The 26,706-nt window shown below is 72.8% G+C and carries 23 protein-coding genes, 1 tRNA gene and 1 pseudogene; 8 read left to right on the top strand and 17 right to left on the bottom strand.

The features are described 5' to 3' along the window. Positions 1-74 precede the first annotated feature (74 nt). Positions 75-854 carry an SDR family NAD(P)-dependent oxidoreductase gene (locus ABZT14_RS02110; RefSeq protein ID WP_356297005.1) on the bottom strand — a complete coding sequence of 260 codons (780 nt, stop codon included), beginning with the start codon at positions 852-854 and terminating at the stop codon, positions 75-77. Positions 855-1,248: 394 nt separating this feature from the next. Between ABZT14_RS02110 and ABZT14_RS02105 the strand changes: the two genes are divergently transcribed. Further along, entirely contained in the window at positions 1,249-2,205 is a 957-nt protein-coding gene (locus ABZT14_RS02105; protein WP_356295549.1) for a phosphotransferase, read from the top strand. A gap of 30 nt (positions 2,206-2,235) precedes the next feature. Here ABZT14_RS02105 and ABZT14_RS02100 read toward each other — a convergent pair whose 3' ends face one another. The 5 genes from ABZT14_RS02100 to ABZT14_RS02080 form a co-directional block, all read right to left on the bottom strand. Beyond that, positions 2,236-3,444, bottom strand: a complete 1,209-nt coding sequence (locus ABZT14_RS02100; RefSeq protein ID WP_356295546.1) for a serine hydrolase domain-containing protein — start codon at positions 3,442-3,444, stop codon at positions 2,236-2,238. A gap of 133 nt (positions 3,445-3,577) precedes the next feature. Further along, positions 3,578-4,378 (bottom strand): ABC transporter ATP-binding protein, encoded by an 801-nt coding sequence (locus ABZT14_RS02095; protein ID WP_356295543.1) that lies wholly within the window; start codon positions 4,376-4,378, stop codon positions 3,578-3,580. Next, positions 4,375-5,118, bottom strand: a complete 744-nt coding sequence (cbiQ, locus tag ABZT14_RS02090; protein ID WP_356297002.1) for a cobalt ECF transporter T component CbiQ — start codon at positions 5,116-5,118, stop codon at positions 4,375-4,377. Before cbiQ ends, ABZT14_RS02095 begins: the two co-directional genes overlap by 4 nt. 56 nt (positions 5,119-5,174) lie before the next feature. Further along, on the bottom strand, positions 5,175-6,284 hold the full coding sequence (locus ABZT14_RS02085; RefSeq protein ID WP_356295540.1) for an energy-coupling factor ABC transporter permease: 1,110 nt from the start codon (positions 6,282-6,284) through the stop codon (positions 5,175-5,177). 496 nt (positions 6,285-6,780) lie between these two features. Beyond that, positions 6,781-9,012, bottom strand: a complete 2,232-nt coding sequence (locus ABZT14_RS02080; RefSeq protein WP_356295537.1) for an MMPL family transporter — start codon at positions 9,010-9,012, stop codon at positions 6,781-6,783. A 410-nt stretch (positions 9,013-9,422) separates the two neighbouring features. Here ABZT14_RS02080 and ABZT14_RS02075 point away from each other — a divergent pair, with 410 nt between their 5' ends. Together ABZT14_RS02075 and ABZT14_RS02070 are read left to right on the top strand one after the other, a co-directional pair. Then, positions 9,423-12,698, top strand: a complete 3,276-nt coding sequence (locus tag ABZT14_RS02075) for a S41 family peptidase (protein ID WP_356296999.1) — start codon at positions 9,423-9,425, stop codon at positions 12,696-12,698. Between the two features lie 121 nt (positions 12,699-12,819). Beyond that, entirely contained in the window at positions 12,820-13,311 is a 492-nt protein-coding gene (locus tag ABZT14_RS02070) for a hypothetical protein (protein ID WP_356295534.1), read from the top strand. Positions 13,312-13,397: 86 nt separating this feature from the next. Here the strand turns inward: ABZT14_RS02070 and ABZT14_RS02065 are convergent, their stop codons facing one another. The 3 genes from ABZT14_RS02065 to ABZT14_RS02055 are packed head-to-tail and all read right to left on the bottom strand — an operon-like array spanning position 13,398 to position 16,776. Beyond that, entirely contained in the window at positions 13,398-14,291 is an 894-nt protein-coding gene (locus tag ABZT14_RS02065) for an SDR family oxidoreductase (protein WP_356295531.1), read from the bottom strand. Further along, positions 14,288-15,256, bottom strand: coding sequence for an alpha/beta hydrolase (locus ABZT14_RS02060; protein WP_356295528.1), 969 nt, complete (start codon positions 15,254-15,256; stop codon positions 14,288-14,290). Before ABZT14_RS02060 ends, ABZT14_RS02065 begins: the two co-directional genes overlap by 4 nt. After that, a complete protein-coding gene (locus ABZT14_RS02055; RefSeq protein WP_356295525.1) occupies positions 15,253-16,776 on the bottom strand; it encodes an NAD(P)/FAD-dependent oxidoreductase in 1,524 nt (507 codons plus the stop codon). The genes ABZT14_RS02060 and ABZT14_RS02055 overlap by 4 nt, the downstream gene beginning before the upstream one ends. Positions 16,777-17,073: 297 nt before the next feature. Between ABZT14_RS02055 and ABZT14_RS02050 the strand changes: the two genes are divergently transcribed. After that, a complete protein-coding gene (locus ABZT14_RS02050; RefSeq protein WP_356295523.1) occupies positions 17,074-17,913 on the top strand; it encodes a MerR family transcriptional regulator in 840 nt (279 codons plus the stop codon). A 30-nt stretch (positions 17,914-17,943) separates the two neighbouring features. On the opposite strand, the pseudogene ABZT14_RS02045 reads toward ABZT14_RS02050, so the two are convergent. Together ABZT14_RS02045 and ABZT14_RS02040 are read right to left on the bottom strand one after the other, a co-directional pair. Then, positions 17,944-18,117, bottom strand: a pseudogene (locus ABZT14_RS02045) (exodeoxyribonuclease III); the annotation flags it as partial. Positions 18,118-18,198: 81 nt separating this feature from the next. After that, positions 18,199-18,996 (bottom strand): exodeoxyribonuclease III, encoded by a 798-nt coding sequence (locus ABZT14_RS02040; protein ID WP_356295520.1) that lies wholly within the window; start codon positions 18,994-18,996, stop codon positions 18,199-18,201. A 59-nt stretch (positions 18,997-19,055) separates the two neighbouring features. Here ABZT14_RS02040 and ABZT14_RS02035 point away from each other — a divergent pair, with 59 nt between their 5' ends. The 4 genes from ABZT14_RS02035 to ABZT14_RS02020 all read left to right on the top strand — a co-directional run bounded on the left by ABZT14_RS02035 (position 19,056) and on the right by ABZT14_RS02020 (position 22,185). After that, positions 19,056-19,526: a GNAT family N-acetyltransferase gene (locus tag ABZT14_RS02035; RefSeq protein WP_356295517.1), complete on the top strand. Its 471-nt coding sequence runs from the start codon at positions 19,056-19,058 to the stop codon at positions 19,524-19,526. 202 nt (positions 19,527-19,728) lie between these two features. Further along, the gene (locus ABZT14_RS02030; protein ID WP_356295514.1) at positions 19,729-20,961 is read left to right on the top strand and encodes an MFS transporter; all 1,233 of its coding nucleotides are present in this window, start codon (positions 19,729-19,731) and stop codon (positions 20,959-20,961) included. 87 nt (positions 20,962-21,048) lie between these two features. Beyond that, complete coding sequence (locus ABZT14_RS02025; RefSeq protein WP_356296996.1) at positions 21,049-21,489, top strand: Hsp20/alpha crystallin family protein; 441 nt, start codon at positions 21,049-21,051, stop codon at positions 21,487-21,489. A gap of 135 nt (positions 21,490-21,624) precedes the next feature. Further along, positions 21,625-22,185, top strand: coding sequence for a DinB family protein (locus ABZT14_RS02020; protein ID WP_356295512.1), 561 nt, complete (start codon positions 21,625-21,627; stop codon positions 22,183-22,185). A gap of 95 nt (positions 22,186-22,280) precedes the next feature. Here ABZT14_RS02020 and ABZT14_RS02015 read toward each other — a convergent pair. From ABZT14_RS02015 to glp, 6 genes are all read right to left on the bottom strand, one after another. Continuing rightward, a tRNA-Ala gene (locus ABZT14_RS02015) sits at positions 22,281-22,354 on the bottom strand. Between the two features lie 81 nt (positions 22,355-22,435). Beyond that, entirely contained in the window at positions 22,436-23,554 is a 1,119-nt protein-coding gene (glpR, locus tag ABZT14_RS02010; protein WP_356295509.1) for a gephyrin-like molybdotransferase receptor GlpR, read from the bottom strand. 165 nt (positions 23,555-23,719) lie between these two features. Next, on the bottom strand, positions 23,720-24,331 hold the full coding sequence (locus ABZT14_RS02005; RefSeq protein WP_356295506.1) for a GNAT family protein: 612 nt from the start codon (positions 24,329-24,331) through the stop codon (positions 23,720-23,722). Positions 24,332-24,345: 14 nt separating this feature from the next. After that, the gene (locus tag ABZT14_RS02000) at positions 24,346-24,846 is read right to left on the bottom strand and encodes a MogA/MoaB family molybdenum cofactor biosynthesis protein (protein WP_356295503.1); all 501 of its coding nucleotides are present in this window, start codon (positions 24,844-24,846) and stop codon (positions 24,346-24,348) included. Then, entirely contained in the window at positions 24,843-25,337 is a 495-nt protein-coding gene (moaC, locus tag ABZT14_RS01995) for a cyclic pyranopterin monophosphate synthase MoaC (protein WP_356295500.1), read from the bottom strand. The genes ABZT14_RS02000 and moaC overlap by 4 nt, the downstream gene beginning before the upstream one ends. A 74-nt stretch (positions 25,338-25,411) precedes the next feature. Continuing rightward, a complete protein-coding gene (glp, locus tag ABZT14_RS01990) occupies positions 25,412-26,695 on the bottom strand; it encodes a gephyrin-like molybdotransferase Glp (protein ID WP_356295497.1) in 1,284 nt (427 codons plus the stop codon). Between the last annotated feature and the right edge of the window lie 11 nt (positions 26,696-26,706).

Raw genomic sequence — 26,706 nt, 5'->3', positions numbered from 1 at the left:
AATGGCATTAACTTGTGGCCGTCAAGAGCCCACCCACGCTCGTGGTGCACAGGACGGCCGGTGCCCGGAGTCGGTCAGTCGGAGAGCGCCCGCTTGAGCCCCAGGTTGCTGACCGACAGCCCGCCGTCCACCGGCAGGCTGATACCGGTGATCCAGGCGGCGTCCTCGGAGGCTAGGAAGGCCACGGCGGCGGCGATGTCCTCCGGCCGGCCCACCCGACCCAGCGGATAGTGCTCGGCCGCGCGCTCCAGGGCCTCCTGCCGACCGATCCAGTTGGGGGTGTGGACGGTTCCCGGGGCCACCAGGTTCACCCGTACCCCCTGGGCGGCGTACTGGCCGGCGAGGGTGCGGGTGAAGCTCTCCAGCCCGGCCTTGGCGGCGCTGTAGGCGTGCTGGCCGAAGTCCATGGCGGCGTTCACCGAACCGATGTTGACGACCGAGCCCCTCCCCTCGGCCAGCAGCAGGTACGGCAGGGCGGCCCGGCAGCAGCGCAGCGCCCCGTACAGGGTCACGTCCAGGTTCTTCGCCCACTGCTCGTCGGTCTCCTCGATCAGCGACCCGGGGTCGGGGTCACCGTCGAAGGCGTTGTTCACCAGCAGTTCCAGGCCGCCGAGTTGGGCACCCGCCCGCCGTACCACCTCGTCCACGGCCTCCCGGTCGCGGACGTCGCAGACCTCGCCCCGGGCCCACCCCCCGTCCGCGCGGATCGTCGCCGCCACCGCCCGGGCGCTGGCCTCGTCCCGGTCGGTCACCAGGACCCTGGCCCCCTCGGCGGCCAGGCGTACCGCGATCGCCTCTCCGATGCCCCTGCCGGCACCGGTCACCAACGCCCGGTAACCCCGGAGACGGCCCACCTCCGGGGGCTCGTCCACCGTGTCCGGCGCCAACTCGCCGACGGTGAGGTCGGGTTCGGGCAGGTCGGGAACCGGAACGTCGGGGATGGCGACCGGCTCCGGCGCCACCGGTTCCGGCGCCGGTGTCGGCGCGGTGGCGACGACGGTGCCCGTGGGGTCCGTCGTACCCGGCTCGGAGGCGGGCGTGTGCTGGTGCGCGGCACTGTGGCTGGCGGCTTCCCTGTGTCCCATCCCTCGACCCTAAGGGCACCCGGCGGCTGTGCGTCCGGTTCGGGGAGACCCGGGGCCCGAACTCGCGGTGTACACCCGGCCGTTGGCCCCGGTACGGGGAACGCCCGCGACCACGGCGCCGTCCGCGAACGGGGACTAGCCTGCCGCCGTGGGGGAGAACCGGATGAGCGCGGACGCCGACCTCCAGGACTGGAGCGCCACCCGTTCCTGGGTGGAGGAGGGCCTGTCCGAGGGGGAGCGCGTCGACGGGGTCGTACGGCTGCGCGGCGGCTGGACCTCGACGATGCGCCGACTGGACGTCCGGGGCCCGACCCGGCGCCGTTCCCTCGTCCTCCGGTCGTTCGTCAGGCCCTTCTTCGTCCGGCACGCGGAGGGCCTGCTGACCCGTGAGGCGGAGGTCCTACGGTTCCTCGCGGACACCGGGGTGCCCGCGCCCACCCTGCTCGGGGTGGACCCGACGGCACGCCGGTGCACCCATCCCTCGTTGCTGATGTCCCTCCTGCCGGGGTCGGTCCGCCTGGACGACGCCGGCGCCGAGGGCCGCGCCGAGGCGCTGGCCCGGCAACTGGTCCAGCTCCACCGGCTGCCGGTGGCCGGGGACCGACGGCCCCGCGCCTACCAGGCCTGGGCCTCCCCCGAGTCGGTGGTCGTACCCGCCGGCACCGAGCGGCCGGACCTCTGGCGGCGGGCCGTCGACGTCATCCGCCAGAATCCCCCCGCCTTCCGGGGGTGCTTCCTGCACCGGGACTTCCACCCCGGCAACGTCCTGTTCACCGGTGACGCCTCCGACCCCCGGGTCAGCGGTGTCGTCGACTGGGTGGAGACCTCCTGGGGGCCGGCCGACCTGGACGTGGCCCACTGCTCCACCGCCCTCGCCCTGTTGCACGGGGTGGAGGCGGGGACGGGGTTCGCCGACCGCTACCTCGCCGCCGGCGGCGGCCTGGCCGAGGAGGACGGCGCCCACCTCCACTGGCGTGTGCTGGACGCCCTGGGCTTCGCCCCCGACGCGGAGAAGGTGGCCGTTCCCTGGCGGGAGTTGGGCCGGACCGACCTGACTCCCGAGCTGCTGTCCCACCGGCTGGAGGAGTACCTCGACCGGCTGCTGCGCAGGTACTCCTGAGCGGCTGGGGCCGGCCCCGGACCGGGGCGCTCAGTCGCGGAGCACCCGGCGGAGCGCGGCCAGTACGGCCTGGGCCCGGGGGTCGGAGGTGACCGACTTCTGGAGGGCGGCGGTGACGTAGCTGAGGGCCAGGCCGGACTCGGGGTCCGCGAAGCCCAGCGAGCCGCCCCGGCCGGGGTGGCCGAACGAGCCCGGGCCCCACATCGGCGAACCGGGGGCGTGGAGCATGTACCCCAGCCCGAAGCGGGTGTTGACCACCAGCACCCGGTCCGGGCCCTGGCTCTCCAGGGAGCGGGCCTGGGTCAGGGTGGCCGGGGTGAACAGCCGGCGCCCCCCGTCCGGCGGCGGGCCGATCAGAGCCGCGTAGAAGGCGGCCAGCGACCGCGCGGTGGTGATCCCCGCGGAGGAGGACAGACCGGCCCTGTGGTAGTGGGGGTCGTTGTCGTCGGGCAGCGGGTCGATGGCGCCGAAGGCCCTGCGGGTGAGCGACTCCGGGTCGCGGTACGCCTCCACCACGGCGGGCTTGGCCCGCACCTTGAGCCCCTGGGCGGGGCGCTGTTCGGGGGTGGGGACCGGGCCGACCCGGGCGATCCGGGGGGCCACCCGCTGGTAGGCCGCCTCGTCGGGGAACCCCAGCCACAGGTCGAGGCCGAGCGGGCGGGCCACCTCGGTGGCGAACCAGTCCCGCAGGGTGCGGCCGGTGGCCCGGCGTACGAGTTCGCCCAGCAGCCAGCCGTAGGTGTGGGGGTGGTAGCCGTGGGCCTGCCCCGGCTCCCAGAGGGGCCGTTGGGCGGCGAGGGCGGCCGGCCCGCTGACCCCGTCGATGGCCTGCTCGGGGGTGAGGGGGCGGTCCAGCACCGGCAGCCCGGCGCGGTGCGCCAGCAGGTGGCGGACCAGCAGCCGTTCCTTGCCCTGGGCCTTGAACTCCGGCCAGTAGCTGCTGACCGGGGCGTCCAGGTCCAACTGGCCGCGCTGGTGCAGCAGATGGGGCACCGCCGCCGCGACGCCCTTGGTCGCGGAGCGCACCAGTACGGCGGTGTCCTCCGCCCAGGGGGCCGGCTCCCGTCCGTGGTCCCGCTCCCCCGCCGGGTCGGTACTGCCGCCCCACAGGTCGACCACCTTGTGGCCGTCCCGGTAGACGGTCACCGCCGCGCCCAGCTCCCCGCGCTCCACGAAGTTGCTCGCGAAGGCGTCCCGTACCGGCTCGAAGCCGTCGGCCACCGTGCCCTGGACGTCCACACTCCGCTCCCGCCTGACCCGCCCTGCCACCGGGTCCGGTGACCACGGCGGCGACCTCCCCGCTCCGTCGGCTTGCCGCCTCCCCTGGGGCGGGGACGACGGCGTACCGGAACGGGGTGCCAGGAACATGGTCCTATGCCGTGCTCCGGGGCACCGCCCTGGGGTCGAATCCCCAGGGAAGCTCCAGCCGGTGGGCGGCCATCAGCTCGTGGTCGGCGAGCAGTTCGCCGGTGTCACCGTCGGCGACGATCACCCCCCGGTCCAGCACCACCGAGCGAGGGCACAGCCGCAGCGCGTACGGCAGGTCGTGGGTGACCATCAGGACCGTGACCGGCAACGCGTCGACGATCTCGGCGAGTTCACGTCGGGCCAGCGGGTCGAGGTTGGACGAGGGCTCGTCCAACACCAGGATCTCCGGCCGCATGGACAGCACGGTGGCCACCGCCACCCGCCGACGCTGGCCGAACGACAGGTGGTGGGGCGCCCGGTCGGCGTACTCCGCCATCCCGACCCGGGTCAGGGCCTCCTCCACCCGTTCCGCCAACTCGGCGCCCCGCAGGCCCGCGTTGGCCGGGCCGAAGGCCACGTCCTCCCGGACCGTCGGCATGAACAACTGGTCGTCGGGGTCCTGGAACACCACCCCCACCCGCTGCCGGACCGTCCGCAGGTGGGGTTCGGTGACCGGCGTCCCGGCGACCCGCACCGTGCCGGCGCCGGGGGTGAGGATGCCGTTGAGGTGGAGCACCAGGGTGGTCTTGCCGGCGCCGTTGGGCCCGAGCAGGGCCACCCGCTGCCCCCTGGGGACCGTGAGGTCCACTCCGAACAGGGCCTGGTGGCCGTCCGGGTAGGCGTAGGCGAGGCCGGCGACCTCCAGGGACGGCTCCCGCTCCGGTGGTTCGGCGCCACCGGTTCCGGCCCGCTCCGGTCCGCTCACCCCAGCCACCCCCACAGGCACAGCAGGGTGGCGGCCAGTGGCGGCACGGCCGAGGTCAGCCACTGACGCCGGGTGGCGCGGGCGGTGTCCCAGTGGGGCATGGCCCCCCGGTAACCACGGCTGAGCATCGCCAGGTGCACACGTTCCCCTCTCTCGTAGGCCCGCAGGAACAGGGCGGCGGCGCTCTTGGCCAGCACGCCCCAGGACCGTACGCCCCGGGCGGTGAAGCCCCTGGAGAGCCGGGCGACGCGCATCCTGCGCATCTCCTCGGTGACCACCTGGAGGTACCGCACCATGAAACCGGCGATCTCCACCAGCAGCGCGGGCAGCCTCAACGTCCGCAGGCCGCGCAGCAGTTCGGGCACCGGGGTGGTGGCCGCCAGCACCTGGGAGGCGGCCACCCCGAGGGTGCCCTTGGCGAGGATGTTCCAGGCCGCCCAGAGCCCCGGCCCGCTGAGGCTCAGCCCCCACCAGTGGACCCGGGGCCCCTCCGCCACCCAGGGCAGCAGCAGGGCGAAGGCCACGAAGGGCAGTTCGACCAGCAGTCGGCGGGCCAGCACCCGGAACGGCAGCCGGGCCGACCGCACCACCAGGGCGACCAGCAGGGCGTACCCCCCGAAGACCCAGAGCGCCTCCCTGGGGGTGGCGACCACGGCCAGGACGAAGCCCACCACCGCCACGGTCTTGCAGTGAGCCGGCAGCCGGTGCACCACCGAGTCGCCGGGGAGGTACAGGCTCAGGGGGCGGACCGGTCCGGTGAGGTCGGGTGCCCGGCGGTGCCGACGTGCCAGTGCGGTCAGGACGTCTCCCCGGTGCTCGACGACCCCGGTCCGGGCTCGGTCCGGGAGCGTCCACGCCCCAGCAGGACGAAGGCGCCGGTACCCAGGGCCAGGGTGCCACCGGCCCCCACCAGTCCGGCCAGACCACCGGAGAGGCGGTCACCGGACACGCCCTTCACCCCGTAGTCGGCCAGGAGGGAGTCGGCCGCCGCGTGGTCCTCCTCCTTGTCGGCGATGCCCTGGTCGGCGGCCACCTTCTCCAGCCCGTCGGGGTGCGCGGAGGCGTAGAAGCTGAGCACTCCCGCACACAGCAGGGTGGCCCCCAGCCCGACCAGCCACACCGACCGGAGCCCCCCGGGGTGGTGCGCCGGCCCCGGGGGGACGGTGGTCGCCCGCTCGTCCCGTACCGGCTCGGCGGCGGCCGGTGCCGGCCCCTGCCCCGGGGTGGCGGGGGTGACCGTGTGGCGGGTGAGGGAGGGGCGCGGGCCCCGGGCCGCGTACACCAGGTCGGGCCGTACGCTCAGCACCGCCCCGACGGTGAGGGTGGTGATGACGGCCTCCCCCAGGCCGATCAGCAGGTGCACCCCGACCATGGCGGTGAACACCTTGCCCAGGGACACCTCCGCGGTGCCCCCCAGGGCGTACACGCCGGTGAAGGCGACGGCGGAGACCGGGACCGACAGGAACGCGGCGAGGAAGGTCGCGCCCAGTACGGAGGCCCGGCCGGCCGGCAGCACCCCGGAGAGCAGCCGGAAGGTGGCGTAGGCGACCAGCACGGTGACCACCCCCATCAGGGAGATGTTCACCCCCAGCGCGGTCAGCCCGCCGTCGGCGAACAGCAGCCCCTGCACCAGCAGCACCACCGCCACACAGAGCACCCCGGTGGCCGGGCCGACCAGTACGGCGGCCAGGGCACCGCCCAGCAGATGGCCGCTGGTACCACCGGCGACCGGGAAGTTGAGCATCTGCACCGCGAACACGAAGGCGGCCACCAGGCCGGCCAACGGGGCCGCGCGGTCGCGGAGTTCGAAGCGCGCGCCGCGCAACGCGCCCGCTACGGCGCCGGCCGCCACGACTCCGGCGGCCACGGACACCGGGGCGTTGATGAATCCATCGGGAACATGCACGGGCGCATCCCTCGCGGTCGATGAACTGTTCGACTGGTCGAGGATAGGCTCTACCTGCCAATGACTCGCAAGAGCGCAAAGTTGTCAACAGAGGCGCGCACACCCCCGGCACGACCCGGGTACGCCCCTCCCCGCGAGCCTGACCACGGCGTACGTCGTCACCACGCCGGGCCTCCACCTCGGTACCGCGCCAGCACACCGCTCGCCCCACTCCCCCGCGCGCACCGCCACCTGAGGGGCCCCGGGCGAGCAGGTCGCCGCCGGGCTACGGACCCGCGCACCAGCGCCCCGCCGTACGCGGCCCCCGGACGGGCGGACAAGCCCCTCCGGCAGCCCACCGGGGGTCCACCGGCCTTCCGATCCGCACCCCGGGCGGACCCCACTCTGGGCGGCCCCGCGTCGGGGTACGACGCCGCGCGCCCACCCACGGCGGAGGGCCCGCCCCCGGCCGGAAACCGGGGTGCGGGCCCTCCAGGACATGTCGGAGTACGCGGGGTCAGCGCCCCGAGGTCCGTTCCAACCTCCGGTCGTCCACCGCGCCCGGGGCCTGCTCCGGCTCCAGGTGCTGACGCAGCTTCTCGCCCTCCACGTCCACGTTGGGCAACGCCCGGTCCAGCCAACGGGGCAGCCACCAGGCCTTCTCCCCGAGCAGGGCCAGTACGGCCGGCACCACGGCCATCCGCACCAGGAAGGCGTCCAGCAGGATGGCCACCGCGAGGCCGAAGCCCATCATCTTGATCATGGGCTCCGAGGCGCCGATGAACCCGGCGAAGACGCTGATCATGATGATCGCGGCGGCCGTGACCACCCGGGCTCCCAGCTTGAAGCCCGAGGTGATGGCCTCGTCCGGGGACTCCCCGTGGACATGGGCCTCCCTCATGCGGGTGACCAGGAAGACCTCGTAGTCCATGGCCAGGCCGAAGATCACGCCCACCATGAAGATCGGCATCAGGCTCATGATCGGCCCGGTCTGCTCCACGCCGATGAGGTTGGCCAGCCAGCCCCACTGGAAGACCGCGACCACCGTGCCCAGCGCGGCGAGCACCGAGAACAGGAAGCCCAGGGCCGCCTTCACCGGCACCAGCACCGAACGGAACACCAGGATCAGCAGGAGGAAGGCGAGTCCGACCACCAGGGCCAGGTAGGGAGCCAGGGCGTCGTTCAGCTGTACCGAGAAGTCCACACCGGCGGCGGTCATGCCGCCCACCCGCACCTCGGCGCCGGTGTCCGAACGGAGCTTGTCGGCACGGTCCCGGATGTCGTGGACGATGTCCTCGGTCTCGGCGTCCCCCGGGCCGGTCTTGGGGATGACCGGGATGGTGGCCGCGTCGCGGTTCTTGTTGAACTGCGCCGGGGGCACCTGGGCGACCCCCTTGACCCGCTTCACGGTCTGGGTGACCTGCTCGGTGGCCCGCTGGGGGTTCTCGCTGTCCTTGAGGTCCAGCACCACCAGCAGAGGGCCGTTGACCCCGGGGCCGAAGTTCTTCGACACCAGGTCGTAGGCCTTGCGCTGGGTGGTGTCCTCGGGCTGGCTGCCCTCGTCCGGCAGGCCCAGGGTCATGCTGGCGACCGGAACCGCCAGGACGCCCAGCGACAGGACGGCGGTCACCAGCACCATGATCGGGCGCCGGAGCACGAAGCCGGCCCAGCGCTCGCCCGCGCCCCGCTTGGAGTGGGAGTCCGTGGCCGGCACCCCGGTCTCGGGGTTGGCCTTGCGTACCCGGCGTCCGAAGATGCGCTTGCCGACCAGCCCCAGGGCGGCGGGCACCAGGGTGATGGCCACCAGTACCGCGATCACCACGGTGCCGGCCGCTGCCAGACCCATCTTGGTCAGCAGCGGGATGTTGACCACGGCGAGGCCGGTCAGGGCGATGACGACGGTCAGGCCGGCGAACACCACGGCCGACCCGGCCGTACCCACGGCACGTCCGACGGCCTCCTCGTGGTCCCGGCCCTCCTGGAGTTCGGCGCGGTAGCGGGAGGCGATGAACAGGGCGTAGTCGATACCGACCGCCAGCCCGATCATCATCGCCAGGGTGTTGGTGATGGCGGACAGGCCCAGGGTGGCGCCGAGGGCGGTGATGCACATGACACCGATTCCGACGCCGACCAGGGCGGTGATCAGCGGCAGACCGGCGGCCACCAGGGAGCCGAAGGTGATGATGAGGACCACGGCCGCCACGGCGATGCCGATGATCTCACCGTGGCCCATGTCGGGCTCGGCGAACAGGGCGTCACCGCCGGTCTCGACGGTCAGCCCGGCCTTCCGCCCGCTCTCCGCGGCGTCCTTGATCTGGTCCCGGGTGCTGTCCTCCAGCTCGTTGCCGGGCACCTTGTAGGTGACCTGGGCGTAGGCGGTACGACCGTCCTTGCTGATGGTCTTGCCCTGGTAGGGGTCGGCGATGTTCGCCGTCTCCTTGCCCTTGAGCTGGCCGAGGGTGTCGCGCACCGCCTCCTTGTTGTCGGTGGCGGTGATCTTCTGCCCGTCGGGAGCCTGGAAGACGATGCGCGCGGTGCCGCCGTCGGAGGCGGCGCCCGGGAAGCGTTCGTCGAGCAGGTCGAAGACCTCCTGCGACTCGGTGCCGGGCAACGTGAACTCGTCGTCGGGTGGGGTGGATGCGGTCGATGCGCCGACTCCGGCCCCGATCAACAGCGCCACCCAGGCAAGGGCGACGATGATGCGTCGTCGGAACGCGAGTCGGCCAAGCCTGTAGAGAAACGTGGCCACGTCTGTGAGTCTCCGGTCTCCGAGGTGCGGGGGTACGGGAGTGGACGCACCCAGCGGGATCCGACGACGGGCGGCAGCTCTCGCAAGGTGGCGTCACTCCATGTCAAATGACGCCAGCTTGTGGGAATCTGGATGACAAGCGCGCCGCAACGTGAGTCAGATCACAAGTTGCCGCCTGAGGCGTCCGCACCAAGCATGGTACGCGTGACGAAAGCACCAGGAGAGGCGAAGCAGGCGAAGCGGCATACACCACCCGAAACCTTCCGGTTCCAGCACCAACGGCCACCGGGGAAGGCGACGGCCGGGGCGGTGCGGAGGTGACCCCTCCCACCAGCCGACCGAACCGCACCGGTTCCGCCCCGGACGCCGAGGGCGACCGCGCGCCGGGCCCGGCCGACGGCGGCGCCTACCTGCGCTTCCCCCACCTCCACGGCGACCTGCTGTGCTTCGCCTCCGAGGACGACCTGTGGGTGGCCCCCCTGCCCGAGGAGGGGGACGAACCCGGCCGGGCCTGGCGGCTGACCGTGGACCGCACCCGGATCGGGCACCCCCGGTTCTCCCCGGACGGCACCCGGGTCGCCTTCACCACCTGGCGCAGCCTCGACCCGGAGATCCACCTCGCCCCGGTGGAGGGCGGGCCGGCGGTACGGCTGAGCTACTGGGGCTCGCCGGACACCCGGGTGTGCGGCTGGACCCCGCCGGACGCCGAGGACCGGGCCGACATCCTGGCCGTCAGCTCGCACGGCCAGCCCTTCTCGTACTTCAGCTGGGCCTACCGGGTCGCCCCCGAGGGTGGCCCGGGGACCCGGCTGCCCTGGGGGCCCTGCTCGGGGGTGGCGATGCGGGAGGTGGACGGCCGGCGTCGCACCCTGCTGCTGACCGGTACGCCCCCGCACGAGCCGGCGGGCTGGAAGCGCTACCGGGGCGGCGCCATCGGGCGGCTGTGGCTGGACGGCGAACGGCTGCTGCCCGGCCTGTACGGACACCTGGACTGTCCGATGCTGGTGGCCGGACGCGTCGCCTTCCTCTCCGACCACGAGGGGGTGGGCAACCTCTACTCCTGCCGTACGGACGGTACCGACCTGCGCCGGCACACCGACCACGCCGACTTCTACGCCCGCCACGCGGCCACCGACGGCCACCGCGTCGTCTACCAGTGCGCCGGCGACCTGTGGCTGGTCGAGGACCTGTCCCCCACGGCCGTGCCGCGCAGGCTGCGGGTACGGCTGGGCGGCCCCCGGGCCGGGCGGCGGCGCTACCAGGTGCCGGCCGCCAACCACCTGGACTCCCTGGCCGTGGACACCACCGGCCGGGCCAGCGCGGTCTGCGTACGGGGCAGCCTCTACTGGCTCACCCACCGGGACGGGCCGTCACGCACCATCGCCGACACCCCCGGCGTACGGGTACGGCTGCCGGAGATGCTGGGGGACACCGGACGGATCGCCTACCTCACCGACGCCGAGGGCGAGGACGCCATCGAGGTGGCCTACCTCCCCCGCGCCTCGGGCCCGGGAACGCCCCGGCGGCTGGCGGCCGGACGGCTGGGCAGGGCACGGGAGTTGGTGGCCTCCCCGGACGGCCGCACCCTGGCGGTGGCCTCCCACGACGGGCGGCTGCTGCTGGTGGACGCCTCCGAGGAGGGCGAGGGGGAGGTCAGCGAGCTGATCGACTCGGTGAACGGCCCGGTGCACGACCTGGCGTTCTCCCCCGACTCCCAGTGGCTGGCCTGGGCCCACCCCGGAGTGGGTCGCTCGCTGAGCCAGATCAAGATCGCGAAGCTGAGCGACCCGCGCACGGCGGAGGGCGCCGCCTGTTCCTCCGTCCTGGACGTGACCAACGGCCGGTTCGAGGACGAGCAGCCGGTGTTCACCCAGGACGGCCGCTACCTGGCGTTCCTGTCCTGGCGCGGCTTCGACCCGGTGTACGACGTCCACACCGGCGACCTGTCCTTCCCCCTGGGCTGCCGGCCCTACCTGGTACCGCTGTCCTCGGCCACCCACTCCCCGTTCGCGCTGTCGGCCGAGGGCCGGCCGGCGGCGGGCGGGCTGGACCCGGACGACTCCGGTGGGGAGTACGGCATGGTGCTGGTGGAGGCGGAGGGGCTGGAGAACCGGGTCACCCCCTTCCCGGTCGCCGCCTCCAAGTACTCGGCCCTGCGCCCGGTGAGCGGGGGCGGACTGATCTGGCTGCGGTACCCGATCTCGGGCGCGCTCGGGGAGACCTTCGTCAACCCGGCCGACACCTCCGGCCGGCCCACCCTGGAGCACTTCGACCTCACCCGGGCCAAACGGACCGAACTCACCTCCGGGGTCGACTGGTTCGCGGTGAGCGGCGACGGCAGCCGGCTGGTGGTCAACGACGCCGGCAGTCTGCGGGTGGTCCCCGCCGACGAGCTGGCCGACCTGGACACCACCACCTCCATCGACCTGCGCCGCATCCAGCACGAGGTGGACCCGGCCGCCGAGTGGCGCCAGTCCTACGAGGAGGCCGGACGCCTGATCCGCGCCTACTTCTGGGACCCGGGCATGTGCGGGATCGACTGGGCGGCCGTACTGGACCAGTACCGCCCCCTGGTCGAACGGGTCGCCTCCCCCGAGGAGTTCGCCGACCTGCTGCGCGAGGTACTGGGCGAACTCGGCACCTCGCACGCCTACGTCACCCCGGCCCGGCGCAACGAGGGCCCGCCCCACTACCAGCGGGCGATCGGCCTGCTGGGCGCCGACCTCGACCGCGCCCCGGAGGGCTGGCGGCTGACCCGGGTGCTCCCCGGCAACTCCTCGGACTCCAAGGCCCGTTCGCCCCTGGCCGGTACCGGGGTGCGCGAGGGGGCCCTGCTCACCCACGTCGACGGCCGCCCGGTGGACCCGGTGGCCGGACCCGGTCCGCTGCTGGCCGGGGCGGCGGCCACCACCGTGGAACTGACCTTCGCCGGCGAACCGGACGCCGAGGGACGCCGCCCACCCCGAAGGGTGGCGGTGGTGCCGCTGGTGGACGAACGCCCCCTGCGGTACCAGGACTGGGTGGCCTCCCGCCGCGAGGTGGTGCGGGAACTGAGCGGGGGCCGCTGCGGCTACCTCCACATCCCCGACATGGGCGGCTCGGGGTGGGCCCAGTTCAACCGCGACCTGCGGATGGAGGTGTCCCGTCCGGCACTGATCGTCGACGTACGGGGCAACGCCGGCGGCCACATCAGCGAGTTGGTGATCGAGAAGCTGACCCGGACCATCCTGGGCTGGGACCTCACCCGCAACGCCCAGCCGGTCTCGTACGCCAGCAACGCCCCCCGGGGTCCGGTGGTGGCACTGGCCGACGAGGCCACCTCCTCGGACGGTGACATGATCACCGCCGCCTTCCAGCTGCTGGGGCTGGGGCCGGTGGTGGGCACCCGTACCTGGGGCGGCGTGGTCGGGGTGACCGGGCGGCACCGGCTGGGCGACGGTTCGGTGATCACGGTGCCGATGAACGCCGCCTGGTTCGACGCCTACGGCTGGAGTGTGGAGAACGAGGGGGTCAGCCCCGACCTGGAGGCCCTGCGCGGCCCCCTGGACTGGGCCGAGGGCCGCTACACGGTGCTGTCGGAGGCGGTACGCACCGTGCTCGGGCTCCTGGAACGCCATCCGGCGTCCACTCCTCCCGACTACAGCAAGGTGCCCGACCGCCGACGCCCCCGACTGCCGCCGCGCTGACCGGAGTTGGGCCAGGCGTTCCGGGGCGGAAAGCGGGACCGTAAAGCCCGGAATGCGGATGTTTTTCCCACATGCCAGGCTTGACGGGTCCAACCCACTCACGCACCCCTGGGAGACAGTCATGGGCCTCGGAGACAAGTTCAACGAGAAGAAGGAAGAGCTGAAGAACCGCGCACAGGAGCAGATGGGCGGCGGCGACCGGGACGACGACCAGCGGCGCGAGCAGAGGGAGCAGCGGGACGTCGGCCAGGGTGGCGAGATGGGCCAGGAGCAGGGCTCCCAGGACATGCGCCGTCAGGGCATGGACCAGGGCGGCGGCATGGGCGGAAGCGGTACCAGCGGTGACATGGGTGGCCGGTCCGACCGGGGCGGCATGGGTGGAAGCGGCTCGGGCGGCGGCTCCGGTGACATGGGCCAGTCCGACCGGGGCGGCATGAGCGGCGGCTCCGGCGACATGACCCGCGAGCAGCGCGAGATGGGCGACAGCGGCATGGCGGACGACATGGGCGGCCAGTCCGACCGGGACCGGCGCTCCGGCTCCGACGACCCGCAACGCTCCCGCCGAGGAAACATGGACGGGATGGACGAGGGGGACGACCGCCGAGGAGCCTGAGGACGCTCAAGCGATCCGGGCGGGAACGCGCCTCCCCCTCACACCGGGGGCACGCGTCCCCGCCCGTCGCCGTCCCCCGGGCCCGCTCAGCGCGCGGGGCCCGCCGTCCGGTCGGCCTCGTCGGCCGCTCCCCCGGCGCCCACCAGGCCGGTACGCACCCCCTGGGCGCGCAGCCGTGGCTCAAAGTTCCGCATCCTCCCCTTGCCGACCAGGGTGATCAGTGAGGGCAGGTAGGGGCGGACGCCCTGCATCCCCCGCAGCCACCACTGTCCGTAGACATGGGCCGACCTGCGGTGGACGCCGTCCACCAGCCGGTCCACCGAGGGCCCCAGCGGATAGGTCTTGTTGGCCGGCCAGGGAAGCTGCTGCCGCAGGTCCCGCATCACCTCGTCCTCGTCGGCCCCGCGCACCATGTCGGTGTCGGTCCAGCTGAGGTAGCCGACACCGACCCGTACGCCCTTGTGCGCGACCTCGGCCCGCAGGCAGTGGGCGAAGGCCTCGGTACCGGACTTGGAGGCGCAGTAGGCGCTCATCATCGGCGCCGGGGTCATCGCCGCCAGGGAGGCGATCTGGAGGAAGTACCCCCGGGAGTCGACCAGTTGGGGCAGGAAGGCCCGGGCGGTGACCGCGCCGCCGATGAGGTTGACCTCGATCACCCGGCGCCAGGAGTCGGGGTCCGAGTCGATCAGCGGCCCGCCGGTGGCCACCCCGGCGTTGGCGACCACCACGTCCACCCGGCCGAACCGCTCCTTCACCCCGGCCGCCACCTCGGCCATCCGGTCCGCGTCGGTGACGTCCGCGAACCAGTGGTCGGAGTCGGTGTCCAGGGCCGCGCTCACCTCCTTCAACGCCTCCCGCTCCAGCCCCACCAGGGCGATGCGGGCGCCCCGGGCGGCCAGCTTGCGGGCCAGCAACTCACCCACTCCCCGGGCCGCACCGGTCACCACCACGACCTGTCCGTCCAGCGTGCGTACGGTCATGCCGCGTCCCCCTCCACCGTGCTGGTCGCCTCCGCCGCGTCGGCTTCCCCGGGCGACAGGTACCGCCGCGCCAGGTCCACCAGCGCCTCGGTGACGGTGTCCGGTTCCTCCGTGGGCGTCATGTGGCCGCGCCCCGGCATCAGTTGGAGCCCGCCCTCGCAGCGCGGCAGCCAGTCGGCCAGCTCCGCCCCGTGCCGCTGCGGGGTCAGCTTGTCCGAGGTGCCGAACAACACCCGGGTGGGCTGGGTCAGATGGGGCACCTCCGCCGAGAGGTCCAGCCGGTTGAGCACCCGACCCCAGGCCGCGCGGGACCTGCGGTCGGTGGCCTGCACCACGGTGGCCGAGGCCCGCGCCTGCTCCCGGGTGGAGTCCGGGCCCATGATCGCGTACTTCAGCACGGCCTGGCTGACCGGAGTGACCGGGCCCATCGGCAGGCTGGAGTTCAGCAGCCTCCGTTGCAGCCAGGTACGCAGCCGGGGCCGGCCGAAGGGCACCACGGTGGCCTGCCCGACCAGCCGGTGCGCCCCGGTGCTGCACAGCATCAGGGCGGCGGCGTGCTCGGTGAACTGGGGCCGGCGGGCGGCGGCCATCAGGGTCATCGCGCCCATGGAGTGGCCGCCGAGGACCACCCGCTCACCCTCGTCGAGGGCGGCGTCCAGCACCGCGCACAGGTCGTCGGCCAGCACCGAGCTGCCGTACAGCCCGGAGTCGGGCAGGGGTGAACGGCCGTGACCCCGCTGGTCGTAGGCCACCACCCGGTGCCCCCGCGCGACCAGGTCCCGGATGACCGGCGCCCAGAACACCGTGGAGCAGCACCAGCCGTGCACCAGCACCACGGTGGGGTCGCCCTTGCGGCCGTGGGTCTGGACGTACAGCCGGGAGCCGTCGGCGGAGGTCGCCGTCAGCTCACCGGCCGGTACGGGTGGGGCGTACCGTCCCCGCAGCCTGCCGCCGTGTCCGCTCATACCGCCACCTCACTGTGCTCGCCGTGGTCCGCCGCCCTCGGGCGGGGTCGTTCCTGTCGCAACACCTCGTACTCCTCCAGGTCCACCTGCCGGGTGGCCCGCCGGAACTCGGCGGTGGTACCGGGCCAGACCGTGGTGTTGCGGCCGTTGGCGTCCAGGTACCAGCTGTCGCAGCCACCTGTGTTCCACACGGTGCGCTGCATCCGCCGCTGCACGTGGTCGTTCCAGCGGTCGACCGCTCCCCTGCGGGGGCTGAGCGCCACCCGGCCGCCCAGGGCGTCCAGTTGCCGCACGTAGTCGACCAGGTAGTTCAGCTGGGACTCGATCATCAGGATCATCGAGCTGTTGCCCAGGCCGGTGTTGGGGCCGATCACGGTGAGGAAGTTGGGGAAGTCGGCGGCGGTGCAGCCACGCAGCGCCTCCATGCCGTCCCGCCACTCCTCGGCCAGCGTCCGGCCGCTGGCGCCCTTGACCCGCTGGGCGATCGGCATGTCGGTGACGTGGAAGCCGGTGCCGAAGACGATCGCGTCCGCCTCGACCTCGGTACCGTCCGAGGCGACCAGGGTGTTGCCCCGCACCTCCCTCAGCCCGGAGGCGACCAGGTCCACGTTGGGCCGTGCCAGGGCCGGGTAGTAGCTGTTGGACAGCAGGATGCGCTTGCATCCGATGCGGTAGTCGGGGGTCAACCGCCGCCGCAGTTCCGGGTCCTTGACGGCCCGCCGCATGTGGGCCAGGGCCAGCTTCTCGGTGAGGCCCAGCTGTCCGGGGTGCTTGGTGAACGCCCCGACCTGGAGTTCCCGGATGCCCCACAGCAGCCCCCGCCGCAGCGAGCGGGTCACCGGCAGGTTGCGGTGCAGCCAGCGTTCGGCACCGCTGATCTCCCGGTCCATGCGGGGCATCACCCATGCCGGGGTGCGCTGGAAGAGGGTCAGCCGGCCGACCTGGGGCTGGATGGCGGGGACGATCTGGATGGCGGACGCCCCGGTGCCGATGACGGCGACCCGCTTGCCGGTCGGGTCGAAGTCGTGGTCCCACTGGGCGGAGTGGAAGACCTGGCCGGTGAACCCGTCCAGTCCGGGAATGTCGGGGACCTTGGGGTCGGACAGCGGTCCGGTGGCGGACACCACCACGTCGGCGAGGACGGTGCCCTGGGAGGTCTCCACCACCCAGCGCAGTTCCTCGGTGTCCCAGGTGAGTTGGGTGACCTCGTGGCGCAGGCGGATGTGCGGGCGCAGCCCGAAGGTGTCGGCGACCCGTTCCAGGTAGGCGCGGATGTGTTCCTGGCCGGAGAAGTTGCGGGGCCAGTCGGGGTTGGGTGCGAAGGAGAAGGAGTACAGGTGGGAGGGCACGTCGCAGGCACAGCCGGGGTAGCTGTTGTCCCGCCAGGTGCCGCCGACCGAGTCGCGCCGTTCCAGGACCACGAAGTCGGTCACGCCCGCGCGCCGTAGCCGAACGGCCGCGCCCAGTCCCCCGAAGCCGGATCCGATCACCGCCACGCGCACATGTTCGTGTTCGGCCATCTCGCACCTCCCGATTCACCCATCGCGCCAGCATTCACTGGCACAATGAGGAGGGTAGGTCAAGCCCATACTGATCGGTAGGGGTCACGCGGAAGAAAGTTACCGGCGGTTTAACGGCCGGCCCCGCGAAACCACCCGCCACCGCCCACCACCCGTACCGCGACCACCGCTCACCCCGCCCAACTCCCCCGCCCCCAGGGGTGGTTGACCGACCCCGCCGGCGGCCCCCGATCTGGGCACCGACCTCCTTCCCCGCTCCAGGCGACCCCCTCGAAGCGGTCACATAGTGTGGGCCCCGTGGCCGACAAGGAATCGCGTGACCGGGCGGACGCCCCTCGACGGGGGCGGGGCCCCGTCGACCCACCGGAACCGGCCGGAGCCGACGCCCCTCCCGCCCACCCGGAGTACCGGGCCGAGGAACTGGCCGCCAAGGCCGGCATCACCACCCGGACCCTGCGCTTCTACCGCGAACGCAGACTGCTGCCGCCACCCCGCCGGCAGGGCCGCATCGCCTGGTACGACGACCGCCACCTGTCCCGGCTGCGCACCATCACCACCCTGCTGGAACGCGGCCACACCCTCGGCGGCATCGCGGACCTGATCGGGGCCTTCGAGGAGGGCCGCGACTCCCGGGGAGCCGCCCAACTGCTGGGCCTGGAACCGACGGTCGACGTGCCCTTCTCCGAGGAGACCGAGGTACGCCTCAGCCCCGAGACCCTGGCCGAGTACTACGAGGACTCCGTCACCCCGGAGAACCTCACCGCCGCCCTGGAGATCGGCTACATCTCCGTGGACGGTGAGGAGTTCGTCCACGTCAGCCGCCGTCTGCTGGAGGCCTCGGCCGCCCTGGTACGCGAGGGGCTGCCCCTGGGAGCGGTGTTGGACGCCGGCCGCGAGGTGCGGGCCCACGCCGACGCCATCGCCGACGCACTGACCCGCGTCACCCGCGAACACCTGCTGCCGCCGCAGCTCACCCCGGAGAACGCCGAGGCGGTCGCCGAGTCCCTGGAACGCCTGCGCCCCCTGGCCAAGCAGGTACTGGAGGCCGAGGTGTCCCTCGCCCTGGACCGTCGGGTACGCGGCGAACTGGACCGACTGGGCGCGTCACCCCCCGACCCACCCCACGAGCCGGACTGACCCCCGACCGACGGGGACACCCCCAGGACCTCAGCCCTCGAAAGCCACCGTCACCGGCGCGTGGTCACTCCACCGATCAGCATGACTGGCGGCCCGCTCCACCTGCGCCTTGACCGCCCGCCCCGCCAACCCCGGCGACGCCACCTGGTAGTCGATCCGCCAGCCCGAGTCGTTGTCGAAAGCCCGCCCCCGATAGGACCACCACCGGACCGACTGGGCGCGTCACCCCCCGACCCACCCCACGAGCCGGACTGACCCCCGACCGACGGGGACACCCCCAGGCCCTCAACCCTCGAAAGCCACCGTCACCGGCGCGTGGTCACTCCACCGATCAGCATGACTGGCGGCCCGCTCCACCTGCGCCTTGACCGCCCGCCCCGCCAACCCCGGCGACGCCACCTGGTAGTCGATCCGCCAGCCCGAGTCGTTGTCGAAAGCCCGCCCCCGATAGGACCACCAGCTGTAGGGTCCCTCCACGTCGGGGTGCAGGGCACGGACCACGTCCACGTAGCCGGCCTCGTCGAACACCGAGGTCATCCACTGCCGCTCCTCGGGCAGGAAGCCCGAGGACTTCCGGTTGCCGCGCCAGTTCTTCAGGTCCGCCTCGCGGTGGGCGATGTTCCAGTCGCCGCACACCAGCACCTCGCGCCCCGACTCGGCGGCCCGCTGGCGCAGTTGGACCAGGTAGGGGAGGAAGCCGGCCATGAAGCGCTCCTTCTCCTCCTGCCGTTCGGTGCCGACCTCGCCCGAGGGAAGGTAGAGGCTGGCCACCGTAAGGCCGGGCAGGTCCACCTCCAGGTAGCGCCCCGACTCCTCGAACTCCGGCACGCCGAACCCCACTTGCACCCGCTCCGGCTCCCTGCGGGTGAGCACCGCCACCCCGGCCCGCCCCTTGAGGGAGGAGGGGGCGTAGAACGGGTACCAGCCCTCCGGCTCCCGTACCTCCCCGGTGAGCTGGTGGGACTCGGCACGCACCTCCTGGAGGCAGACCACGTCCGCTTCGGTGGTCGCCAACCACTCCAGGTAGCCCTTCTTGGCGGCGGCCCGCAGACCGTTCACGTTGACCGTCGTCACAGTGCGCATTCCGGCACCCTATCGACCTCCCCGGGCGGTCCCGTACCAGCCGTCCGTACCATGCCGATATGCGGATATCCCCGGTTCCCTACGACCACCCCGACGCCATCGCCCTGGACGAGTTGGTGCAGCGGGAGTACGTAGAACGCTACGGAGACGTCGACCTCACCCCCCTGGACCCCGCGATGTTCGTCCCCCCGCGAGGGCTGTACCTGCTGGTCCGCGACGAGGGACGCCCGGTCGCCACCGGCGGCTGGCGGGTCATCGAGGACGAGGCGGAGGGGTACTCCCCCGGAGACGCCGAGATCAAGCGGATGTTCGTCACCGCCGAGGCACGGGGGCGGGGGCTGGCCCGGCGACTGCTGGCCGCGCTGGAGGAGGACGCCCGCCGGGCCGGCCGTACCCGCATGGTGCTGGAGACCGGGCTGGAGCAACCCGAGGCGATCGCGCTGTACGAGTCCAGCGGCTACCAACCCACCAAGCCCTTCGGCTTCTACCGCGACTACGAGGACAGCCGCCACTACGCCAAGCCCCTGTGACCCCGGCGGCCCCGCGCGCCACTGAGTCCGGCCCGCCCGGCCGGTAGGCACCCCCGGCCGGAGACATAAGTCCCCCCGACCGCACGGATGGGCACCCCGGATAGGGCGCACTGCCGATGTACGGCGCCCCGCTCAGCCCCAGCCTTGCTCCCGGTTCCGACGAACGGGCGGGGGCGCCGCCGCCCCCGCGAAGGGGGCGGCGATGGGTGGGGCGACACGTCAGGTACTGGCCGACCGGACGGCCCGGCTCCTGCTGGGCGCGGTACTGGTGTCCGGCTTCGGCAGTTCCGCCATGGCCCTGGTCGCCGGAGTGTGGGCGAAGTCCCTCACCGGCTCCAGCTCGCTCGCCGCCCTGGCCACCTTCTGCGTCTGGGCACCCCTGCTCGTCGGGCCCTGGCTGGGCGCCCTCGCCGACCGCCAGCGTCGCCGCGCCCTGCTGATCCGGGTCCACCTCGCCCTGGCCCTGCTACTGCCCACCCTGTGCCTGGTGACCTCCGGCGCCTGGACACCCCTGCTGCTGCTCGTCCTGCTGGTGTACGGCTGCGCCTCGGTCCTGACCGACTCCGCCGAGGCCGCACTGGTGGCCCAGGCCGTACCGTCCGCGCTGCGCGGCCACTTCAACGGGCTGCGACTCACCGCCAACGAGGGCATGAAGGTCCTCGCCCCGGTCGTCGGCGCCCAGTTGTTCGTCCGGTTCGGCGGCCACGCGGTCGCCCTGCTGGACGCGGCCACCTTCGCCCTGGCCACCCTCGCCTTCGCCCTCATCCGGGACACCGAACCCACCCCCGCCCCCGAACGGCGCCCCTGGACGGCCCAGGCGACCGAGGGGGCACGGGAGTTGTGGCGCCACCCGGCGCCGCGCCGCCTGGTCACGGTCGCCGCCGTCACCCTGTTCCTCGCCGGCGTCAACGGCGCCGCCGTGTACGCCGTGATCGACGAGGGGCTGGGCCGCCGCCCCGAGTTCGCCGGCACCCTCTACGCGGTCCAGGGCGCCGGTTCGGCACTCAGTGGAACGCTGGCCGGGCCCCTGCTGCGACGGCTGCCGGAACACCTCTTCGCCGGCGCCGGAACGGTCACCTTCACCGTCGGCGTACTGCTACGTACGACCCCCTCCGTCGACCTCGCCCTCTGGGGCAGCGCCCTGGTCGGGCTGGGGCTGCCCTGCGCGCTGGTCGCCGCCCTCACCGCCGTGCAACGGGAGGTGCCCGAGCCCCTGTTGGGGCGGGCCTCGGCCACGGCCGGCTCCCTGGTCTTCGCCCCCAACGCCCTCGCCCTGGGGGCGGGCGCCGCCCTGCTGGGCGCGGTCGGCCACCGCCCGCTGCTGTGGGGGGCCAGTGCGCTGACCCTGCTCGCCCTCCCGTTCTGCCTCCATGGATCCGTCCACCGTGGCAGGGGCGTCCACGCAGGCCAGGATGGCGGCGCTCACCAAACTTGAGCATCAGCTTGTCAACTTTCCGGCCAGGAGGTATATAAGAAGGCACAGGGCATCGCACCAACCGCGCTACGGAAGGAGATGACGGTGATGCTTATGCGTACGGACCCGTTCCGGGAGATCGACCGCCTCACCCAGCAGGTCTTCGGCCCCCAGGCGGGCGCCCCCGGTATGCCCATGGACGCCTACCGCGACGGGGACGCCTTCGTGATCCACCTGGACCTGCCAGGCGTGGACCCGGACAGCGTGGACATCGACGTCGAGCGGAACGTGCTCACCATCAAGGCCGAGCGCCGCTCCCCCGCCCCCGAGAGCGCGGAGCGTGTCGCCAACGAACGCCCCGTCGGACAGTTCACCCGCCGCGTCTTCCTCGGCGACACCCTCGACACCGAGCGCATCGACGCCGGGTACGAGGCCGGTGTACTGACCCTGCGCATCCCGGTCGCCGAACGCGCCAAGCCCCGCAAGATCCAGATCAGCCAGGGCTCCGGCTCGGACCGCCAGCTGACCGGGAGCGTCACCGGGGGCTGACCCCGACGCCTTCCGTCCCCGCCCTTCCCCCGGGGCGGGGACGGAACCCGACACCACACGAGCGGGGAGGCGCGCCCCGGCCGTCGGCGAGGAAAACCAGTGGCGGTACCGGAGACCACGGGCGAGCATGACCCCATGAGCGGCGAACCCACACGATGGACCCAGGCGACCCGGTACACCGACATGTGGGTCGACCCTGACGACGACCCCCGGGACAGCGACAGCGCCAGCCCGGACGGCGAACTGCCCACCCTGCTCGACTTCCTCACCAGCTACCGCATGACCCTACGGATGAAGTGCGAGGGCCTCGACGCGGAGCAGATGGCCCGGCGCTCCGTTCCTCCCTCGACGATGTCGCTGCTCGGCCTGGTCCGGCACCTCGCCGAGGTGGAACGGGACTGGCGCAACTGGATCAGCCACGGCGACCCGCTGCCGACGCTCTACGACGAGAACGACGGCGACTTCAACGGAGCCGTCCCCGACCAGGCGGAGGTGGACGCCGCCTTCGCCGCGCTGGCCAGCGAACAGGCCGAGATCGACACCGCTCTGGCCCAACACCCGGACCTGGGCGAGCGGTTGGGCAGGCAGAACATCGCCGTCCGGGAACTCCTGGTCCACATGATCGAGGAGTACGCCCGTCACTGCGGCCACGCCGACCTCCTGCGGGAGTGCGTCGACGGACGAGTGGGACAGTAACGGCTACGGGTGAGCGGCAAGGCCGCAACCACCCGCCTCCAGCACGACAGAGCCCCCGACCGATCCTGAGATCGGTCGGGGGCTCTGACCTGCGGTGGACCTGAGGGGATTTGAACCCCTGACCCTCTCGTTGCGAACGAGATGCGCTACCAGACTGCGCTACAGGCCCTCGCGACGGTGGAAACCTTAGCATCCCGCCCAGGACGCCGGGAAATTGGTTGTCAGCGCGCCCACCAGGCCCGGGAAGGACTCACTCGTTGCTGGCCCGACGGTGGCCCTCTTCGGCCGTCCCCTCGGACCCGGGGTCGTCGTCGGCGCCGGCGTACTGGTCGAACAGCGGGGTGGACTCCCGGGGTGCACGTGGCGGGCGGGGGCGGCGCGAGCCTCGGGGTTGCCGGTCCTCGCCGTCGTCGACGCTGGTGGAGCGGGCCGAACTCCAGGTGTCCGGGCCGTCCAGGTCCACGCCCTCGGTGTTGCGGGGGGCGACCGGGGCGTTGACGTAGGTGGGCAGTGGTACCGGTACCGGCTCCCAGCCCTCCTCGCCGGGGCGCCGTCGGCTGTCGCGCTGCTGGTCGACCCACTCAGCGTGGTCGGTCTGTTCGACCACCGCCCGGCGCGAGGACTCCCGTCGGGCCGGCTTCCGGGGGGCGGGCGTCGGGTCGGCCGGGTGCTCCTCGCCATGGCCCCTGCGGGCCTTCAGCCGTCGAGCGGCCTCCTCGCCGCGCTGCCGGTCCATGGTGACGGCGAAGCGCCGTCGTTCGCTGGCCCGGAGGTGGGCGATGTAGGCGCTGAGGAGTACGGCGGGGACGGCGGGTGCCCACAGAAAGCGGATGCCCCCGACCGCCGCGACGACGGAGCCGAGGGTGAAGGCGAGGAAGAGCACCATGGTGGTGCGCCGGCGCCGGGCCAGCACCTGGGCCCGCTTGCCGCGCTCGGGAGTGGCGGCGGGTGCGGACGCCTCCTCCTCGTGCGGCTCCGGCTCCTCGGTCTCCTCCCGGTCCGCGAGTTCCTCGACGACCGGGGGGTCGACGGGCCGGCGGACGATCGTCTTGGGGCTGGCGTATCCCCTGAGGTCGACCTTGTCGATGCCGGCGCCCTCCGTGGAGGGTTCGGGGTCCTCGGCGACGGCACCAGCGGGAGGGAGTCCGTCGGCGGTGAGGGGAATGACCTGGCTCTCCTCACGGCGTTCGGCGTCCCGGTGGTAGCGCCGTTCCATGGCTCCCTTGCGGGACAGCAGACGGATCGCCGTGCTGAAACGTTCCGTCGGTCGGGCCTCGTTGAGTTCGTCCTGCCTGCGGAGCCACATCGGCACCAGATAGGCGGCCCACGCCCCGACGATGACTGCGTAGAAAAGGCCGCTGCTACTCACACGCCCCACCGTAGAGGCAACGCGTGGATCGCATCCGCCGATTGGCGTGGCGTGTCGCACGATCTGGCCGATAACTCAAGGTTTTTTCACCAAAGCGTCAGTTCCAGTGAACGAAATATGCTCAAGTGGCGCCATTTTCAAGGCCGTTCGCTGACTGTCGAACGTCTATTTCATTCCGCTCGTGTCGCCCCGGTTCACCTGCCGCCAGCGGCGCAGCAGCCCGTCCGGCACCTCCTCCGAGGTCAGCGCGAAGATCCGGTGGTCCCGCCAGGCACCGTCGATGTGCAGGTAGCGCGGGCGGAGGCCCTCGTCCCGGAAACCGAGCTTCTGCACCACGCGCAGGCTGGGGGCGTTCTCCGGGCGGATGCAGATCTCCACCCGATGCAGGCCCACCGTACGGAAGCAGTGGTCCACGCTCAGCGCCACCGCCGTGGGCATCACGCCCTGACCGGCGACCGCGCGGTCGATCCAGTAGCCGATGTGCGCCGAGCACATGGAGCCCCAGGTGATACCGGCGACGGTCAACTGGCCGACCAGGCGCCCCTGGTGGACCACCACGAACGGCATCATCCGCCCGGCCTGCCCCTCGGCCCGCAGGTGGCGGACCATCTGGCGGTAGCTGGGGCGGGAGGGGGTGGGCGTACCGACGAGGCCGGGGGGAATGGTGGCCTCCCAGGGGCGCAGCCAGTCGCGGTTGCGCTGGTTGACCTCCCGCCAGGCCTTGCCGTCGCGCACCCTGATGGGGCGGAGAGCCACCTCGCCGTCCGCCAACTCCACCGGCCAGACGGCGTTCAGGGGTGTGCTCCCCGGGAGTGGTCGCCGCCACGGATCTGGTCCACGGCATGGGGCAACAACGCGGCCAGTACCTCGATTCCGTCCCGTACCCCGCCGGTGGAGCCGGGGAGGTTGACGATCAGGGTGCCCTCGGCGACACCGGCCAGCCCACGGGAGAGGGCGGCGGTGGGGACCTTGCGCGTCCCGGCGGCGCGCAGGGCCTCGGGGATGCCGGGAATCTCGTGGTCGAGCACCCGGCGGGTCATCTCCGGGGTGAGGTCGGTGGGGGAGATACCGGTACCGCCGGTGGTGAGCACCACGTCGTAACGGGAGGCCACCGCCGCGCGCAGCACCTGCTCCACCGGTTCGCCGTCCGGCACGACGCTGGGCCCGTCGGTACGGAAGCCCCAGCTGTCGAGGGCCTCCACCAGCAGGGGGCCGCCCTGGTCGGCGTAGACGCCGTCGGCGGCGCGGTTGGAGACGGTCACCGCCAGGGCGCGGAGGGTGGGCTCGGTCATCCCTGACGCCTCCAGTCACCGGACTTGCCGCCGGTCTTCTCCTCCACCCGCACCTCGCTGATGACGGCGCCCTTGTCCACGGCCTTGACCATGTCGACCAGGGTCAGGGCGGCGACCGAGACGGCGGTGAGCGCCTCCATCTCCACTCCGGTGCGGTCGGTGGTCCGTACGGTGGCGGTGACGGCGACGGCGTCGGGCTCCAGGTCGAGGTCGACGGTGACCTGGGACAGCGCCAGCGGGTGGCACAGCGGGATCAGCTCGGAGGTCTTCTTGGCACCCATGATGCCCGCGATACGGGCGGTGGCCAGGGCGTCTCCCTTGGGCAGCGTCTGGTCGTCCTCGCCCCGCAGCAGGGCGAGGACCCGGGGGGAGACCCGGACCCGGCCGGTGGCCGTGGCGGTACGGGAGGTGACCTCCTTCGCGCTGACGTCGACCATCCGTGCCGTACCCCGCTCGTCGAGGTGCGTCAGTCGGTCCGGCTGGGTGCTCATGGGCAGCTACGGTACCGGGCCTCCCCCGGGGTCGGCAGCGCCAGCCCGGGGCGTCGTGGCCCGGGTCGCCCGGCTCAGTCCAGCGGGATGACGTCGACCTGCCTGCCGGGGGCCACCTCGCTGGTGTCCTCCGGCACCACGATCAGGGCGTTGGCCTGCGCGAGCGCGGCCACCAGGTGGGAGCTGGCGCCGCCGACCGGGGTGACCTCGCCGTCCCGGTGGGTGGCGCGGAGGTACTGCCGCTTCTCCTTGGGCGAGGTGAGGGGCCGGTCCGCGACCAGGCGGGCGATGACCGTCTCGCGGTACAGCGGGGTCTGTCCCATCAGAGCGCGGATGACCGGCCGGACGAACAGCTCGAAGGAGACGTAGGCGCTGACCGGGTTGCCGGGCAGGGCGAGCAGGGGGGTGCGGTCGACGCCGATCAGTCCGAAGCCCTGGGGTTTGCCCGGCTGCATGGCCAGCCGGCGGAAGTCCATGTACCCCTCGGCGTCGTCGATCTCGGCCAGGGCCTCCTTGACCACGTCGTAGGCGCCGACGCTCACCCCTCCGCTGGTGACCACCAGGTCGGCGCGGACCAGCTGGTCCTCGATGGTGGCGCGCAGGACGTCGGCGTCGTCGGAGACGGCGCCGACGCGGTAGGCGATGGCGCCGGCGGCGCGGGCGGCGGCGGTGAGGGCGAAGCTGTTGGCGTCGTGGATCTGGCCGTGCTCCAACTCGTCCCCGGGGGGCCTCAGTTCGCTGCCGGTGGAGAGCACCACGACCCGGGGGCGGGGGCGCACCCGTACGGTGGCCCGGCCGATGGCGGCGAGCAGGGCGATCTGCGGGGCGCCGAGCACGGTGCCGGCCTCCAGCGCGGTCGCGCCGGCGGTGACGTCGCTGCCCTGTTCCCGTACGTGTTGGCCGGCCGTGACCGGGCGGAAGACCCGGACCTCGCCCCGGGCGGCCTCAGGCGCCTCGGAGTGGGGGCGCATGGAGTCGGCGGGCCCCTCCCCCGTGCCGCCGTCGGTCCACTCCACCGGGACGACGGCCTCGGCGCCCTCGGGGAGGGGCGCACCGGTCATGATGCGTGCCGCCTCCCCGGGTTCGAGGGGCTGTCCGGGGCCGCTGCCGGCGGCGACGTCGTCGACCACCCGGAGGGTGGCCGGGTACTGCTCGTCGGCCTGTTCCACGTCGACCACCCGGACCGCGTAGCCGTCCATGGAACTGTTGTCGAAGGGGGGCAACGAGGTGGGGACGGTGACCCGCTCGACCAGCACGCATCCCTGGGCGTCCAGGATCTGCAGCTCGATGGGTTCCAGTGGGTGGACCGCCTCCAGGACGTCCCGCAGGTGCTCGTCCACGGACCAGGTACGTTCCACTGGCTCTCCCT

The sequence above is a fragment of the Streptomyces sp. NPDC005438 genome (genome assembly GCF_040606315.1).
In the GTDB taxonomy this organism is placed as follows: Bacteria; Actinomycetota; Actinomycetes; order Streptomycetales; family Streptomycetaceae; genus Streptomyces.
The sequence above is the reverse complement of the archived record's forward strand: the minus strand, read 5'-3'. Positions and strand labels throughout refer to the sequence as shown.

What these genes read in the sequence shown, in the direction of transcription:
- ABZT14_RS02105 (WP_356295549.1), top strand. Translation starts at nt 1,249, where the DNA reads ATGAGCGCGGACGCCGACCTCCAGGACTGGAGCGCCACCCGTTCCTGG.
- ABZT14_RS02070 (WP_356295534.1), top strand. Translation starts at nt 12,820, where the DNA reads ATGGGCCTCGGAGACAAGTTCAACGAGAAGAAGGAAGAGCTGAAGAAC.
- ABZT14_RS02065 (WP_356295531.1), bottom strand. Translation starts at nt 14,291, where the DNA reads ATGACCGTACGCACGCTGGACGGACAGGTCGTGGTGGTGACCGGTGCG.
- ABZT14_RS02060 (WP_356295528.1), bottom strand. Translation starts at nt 15,256, where the DNA reads ATGAGCGGACACGGCGGCAGGCTGCGGGGACGGTACGCCCCACCCGTA.
- ABZT14_RS02055 (WP_356295525.1), bottom strand. Translation starts at nt 16,776, where the DNA reads ATGGCCGAACACGAACATGTGCGCGTGGCGGTGATCGGATCCGGCTTC.
- ABZT14_RS02040 (WP_356295520.1), bottom strand. Translation starts at nt 18,996, where the DNA reads ATGCGCACTGTGACGACGGTCAACGTGAACGGTCTGCGGGCCGCCGCC.
- ABZT14_RS02035 (WP_356295517.1), top strand. Translation starts at nt 19,056, where the DNA reads ATGCGGATATCCCCGGTTCCCTACGACCACCCCGACGCCATCGCCCTG.
- ABZT14_RS02030 (WP_356295514.1), top strand. Translation starts at nt 19,729, where the DNA reads ATGGGTGGGGCGACACGTCAGGTACTGGCCGACCGGACGGCCCGGCTC.
- ABZT14_RS02025 (WP_356296996.1), top strand. Translation starts at nt 21,049, where the DNA reads ATGCTTATGCGTACGGACCCGTTCCGGGAGATCGACCGCCTCACCCAG.
- ABZT14_RS02020 (WP_356295512.1), top strand. Translation starts at nt 21,625, where the DNA reads ATGAGCGGCGAACCCACACGATGGACCCAGGCGACCCGGTACACCGAC.
- ABZT14_RS02000 (WP_356295503.1), bottom strand. Translation starts at nt 24,846, where the DNA reads ATGACCGAGCCCACCCTCCGCGCCCTGGCGGTGACCGTCTCCAACCGC.
- moaC (WP_356295500.1), bottom strand. Translation starts at nt 25,337, where the DNA reads ATGAGCACCCAGCCGGACCGACTGACGCACCTCGACGAGCGGGGTACG.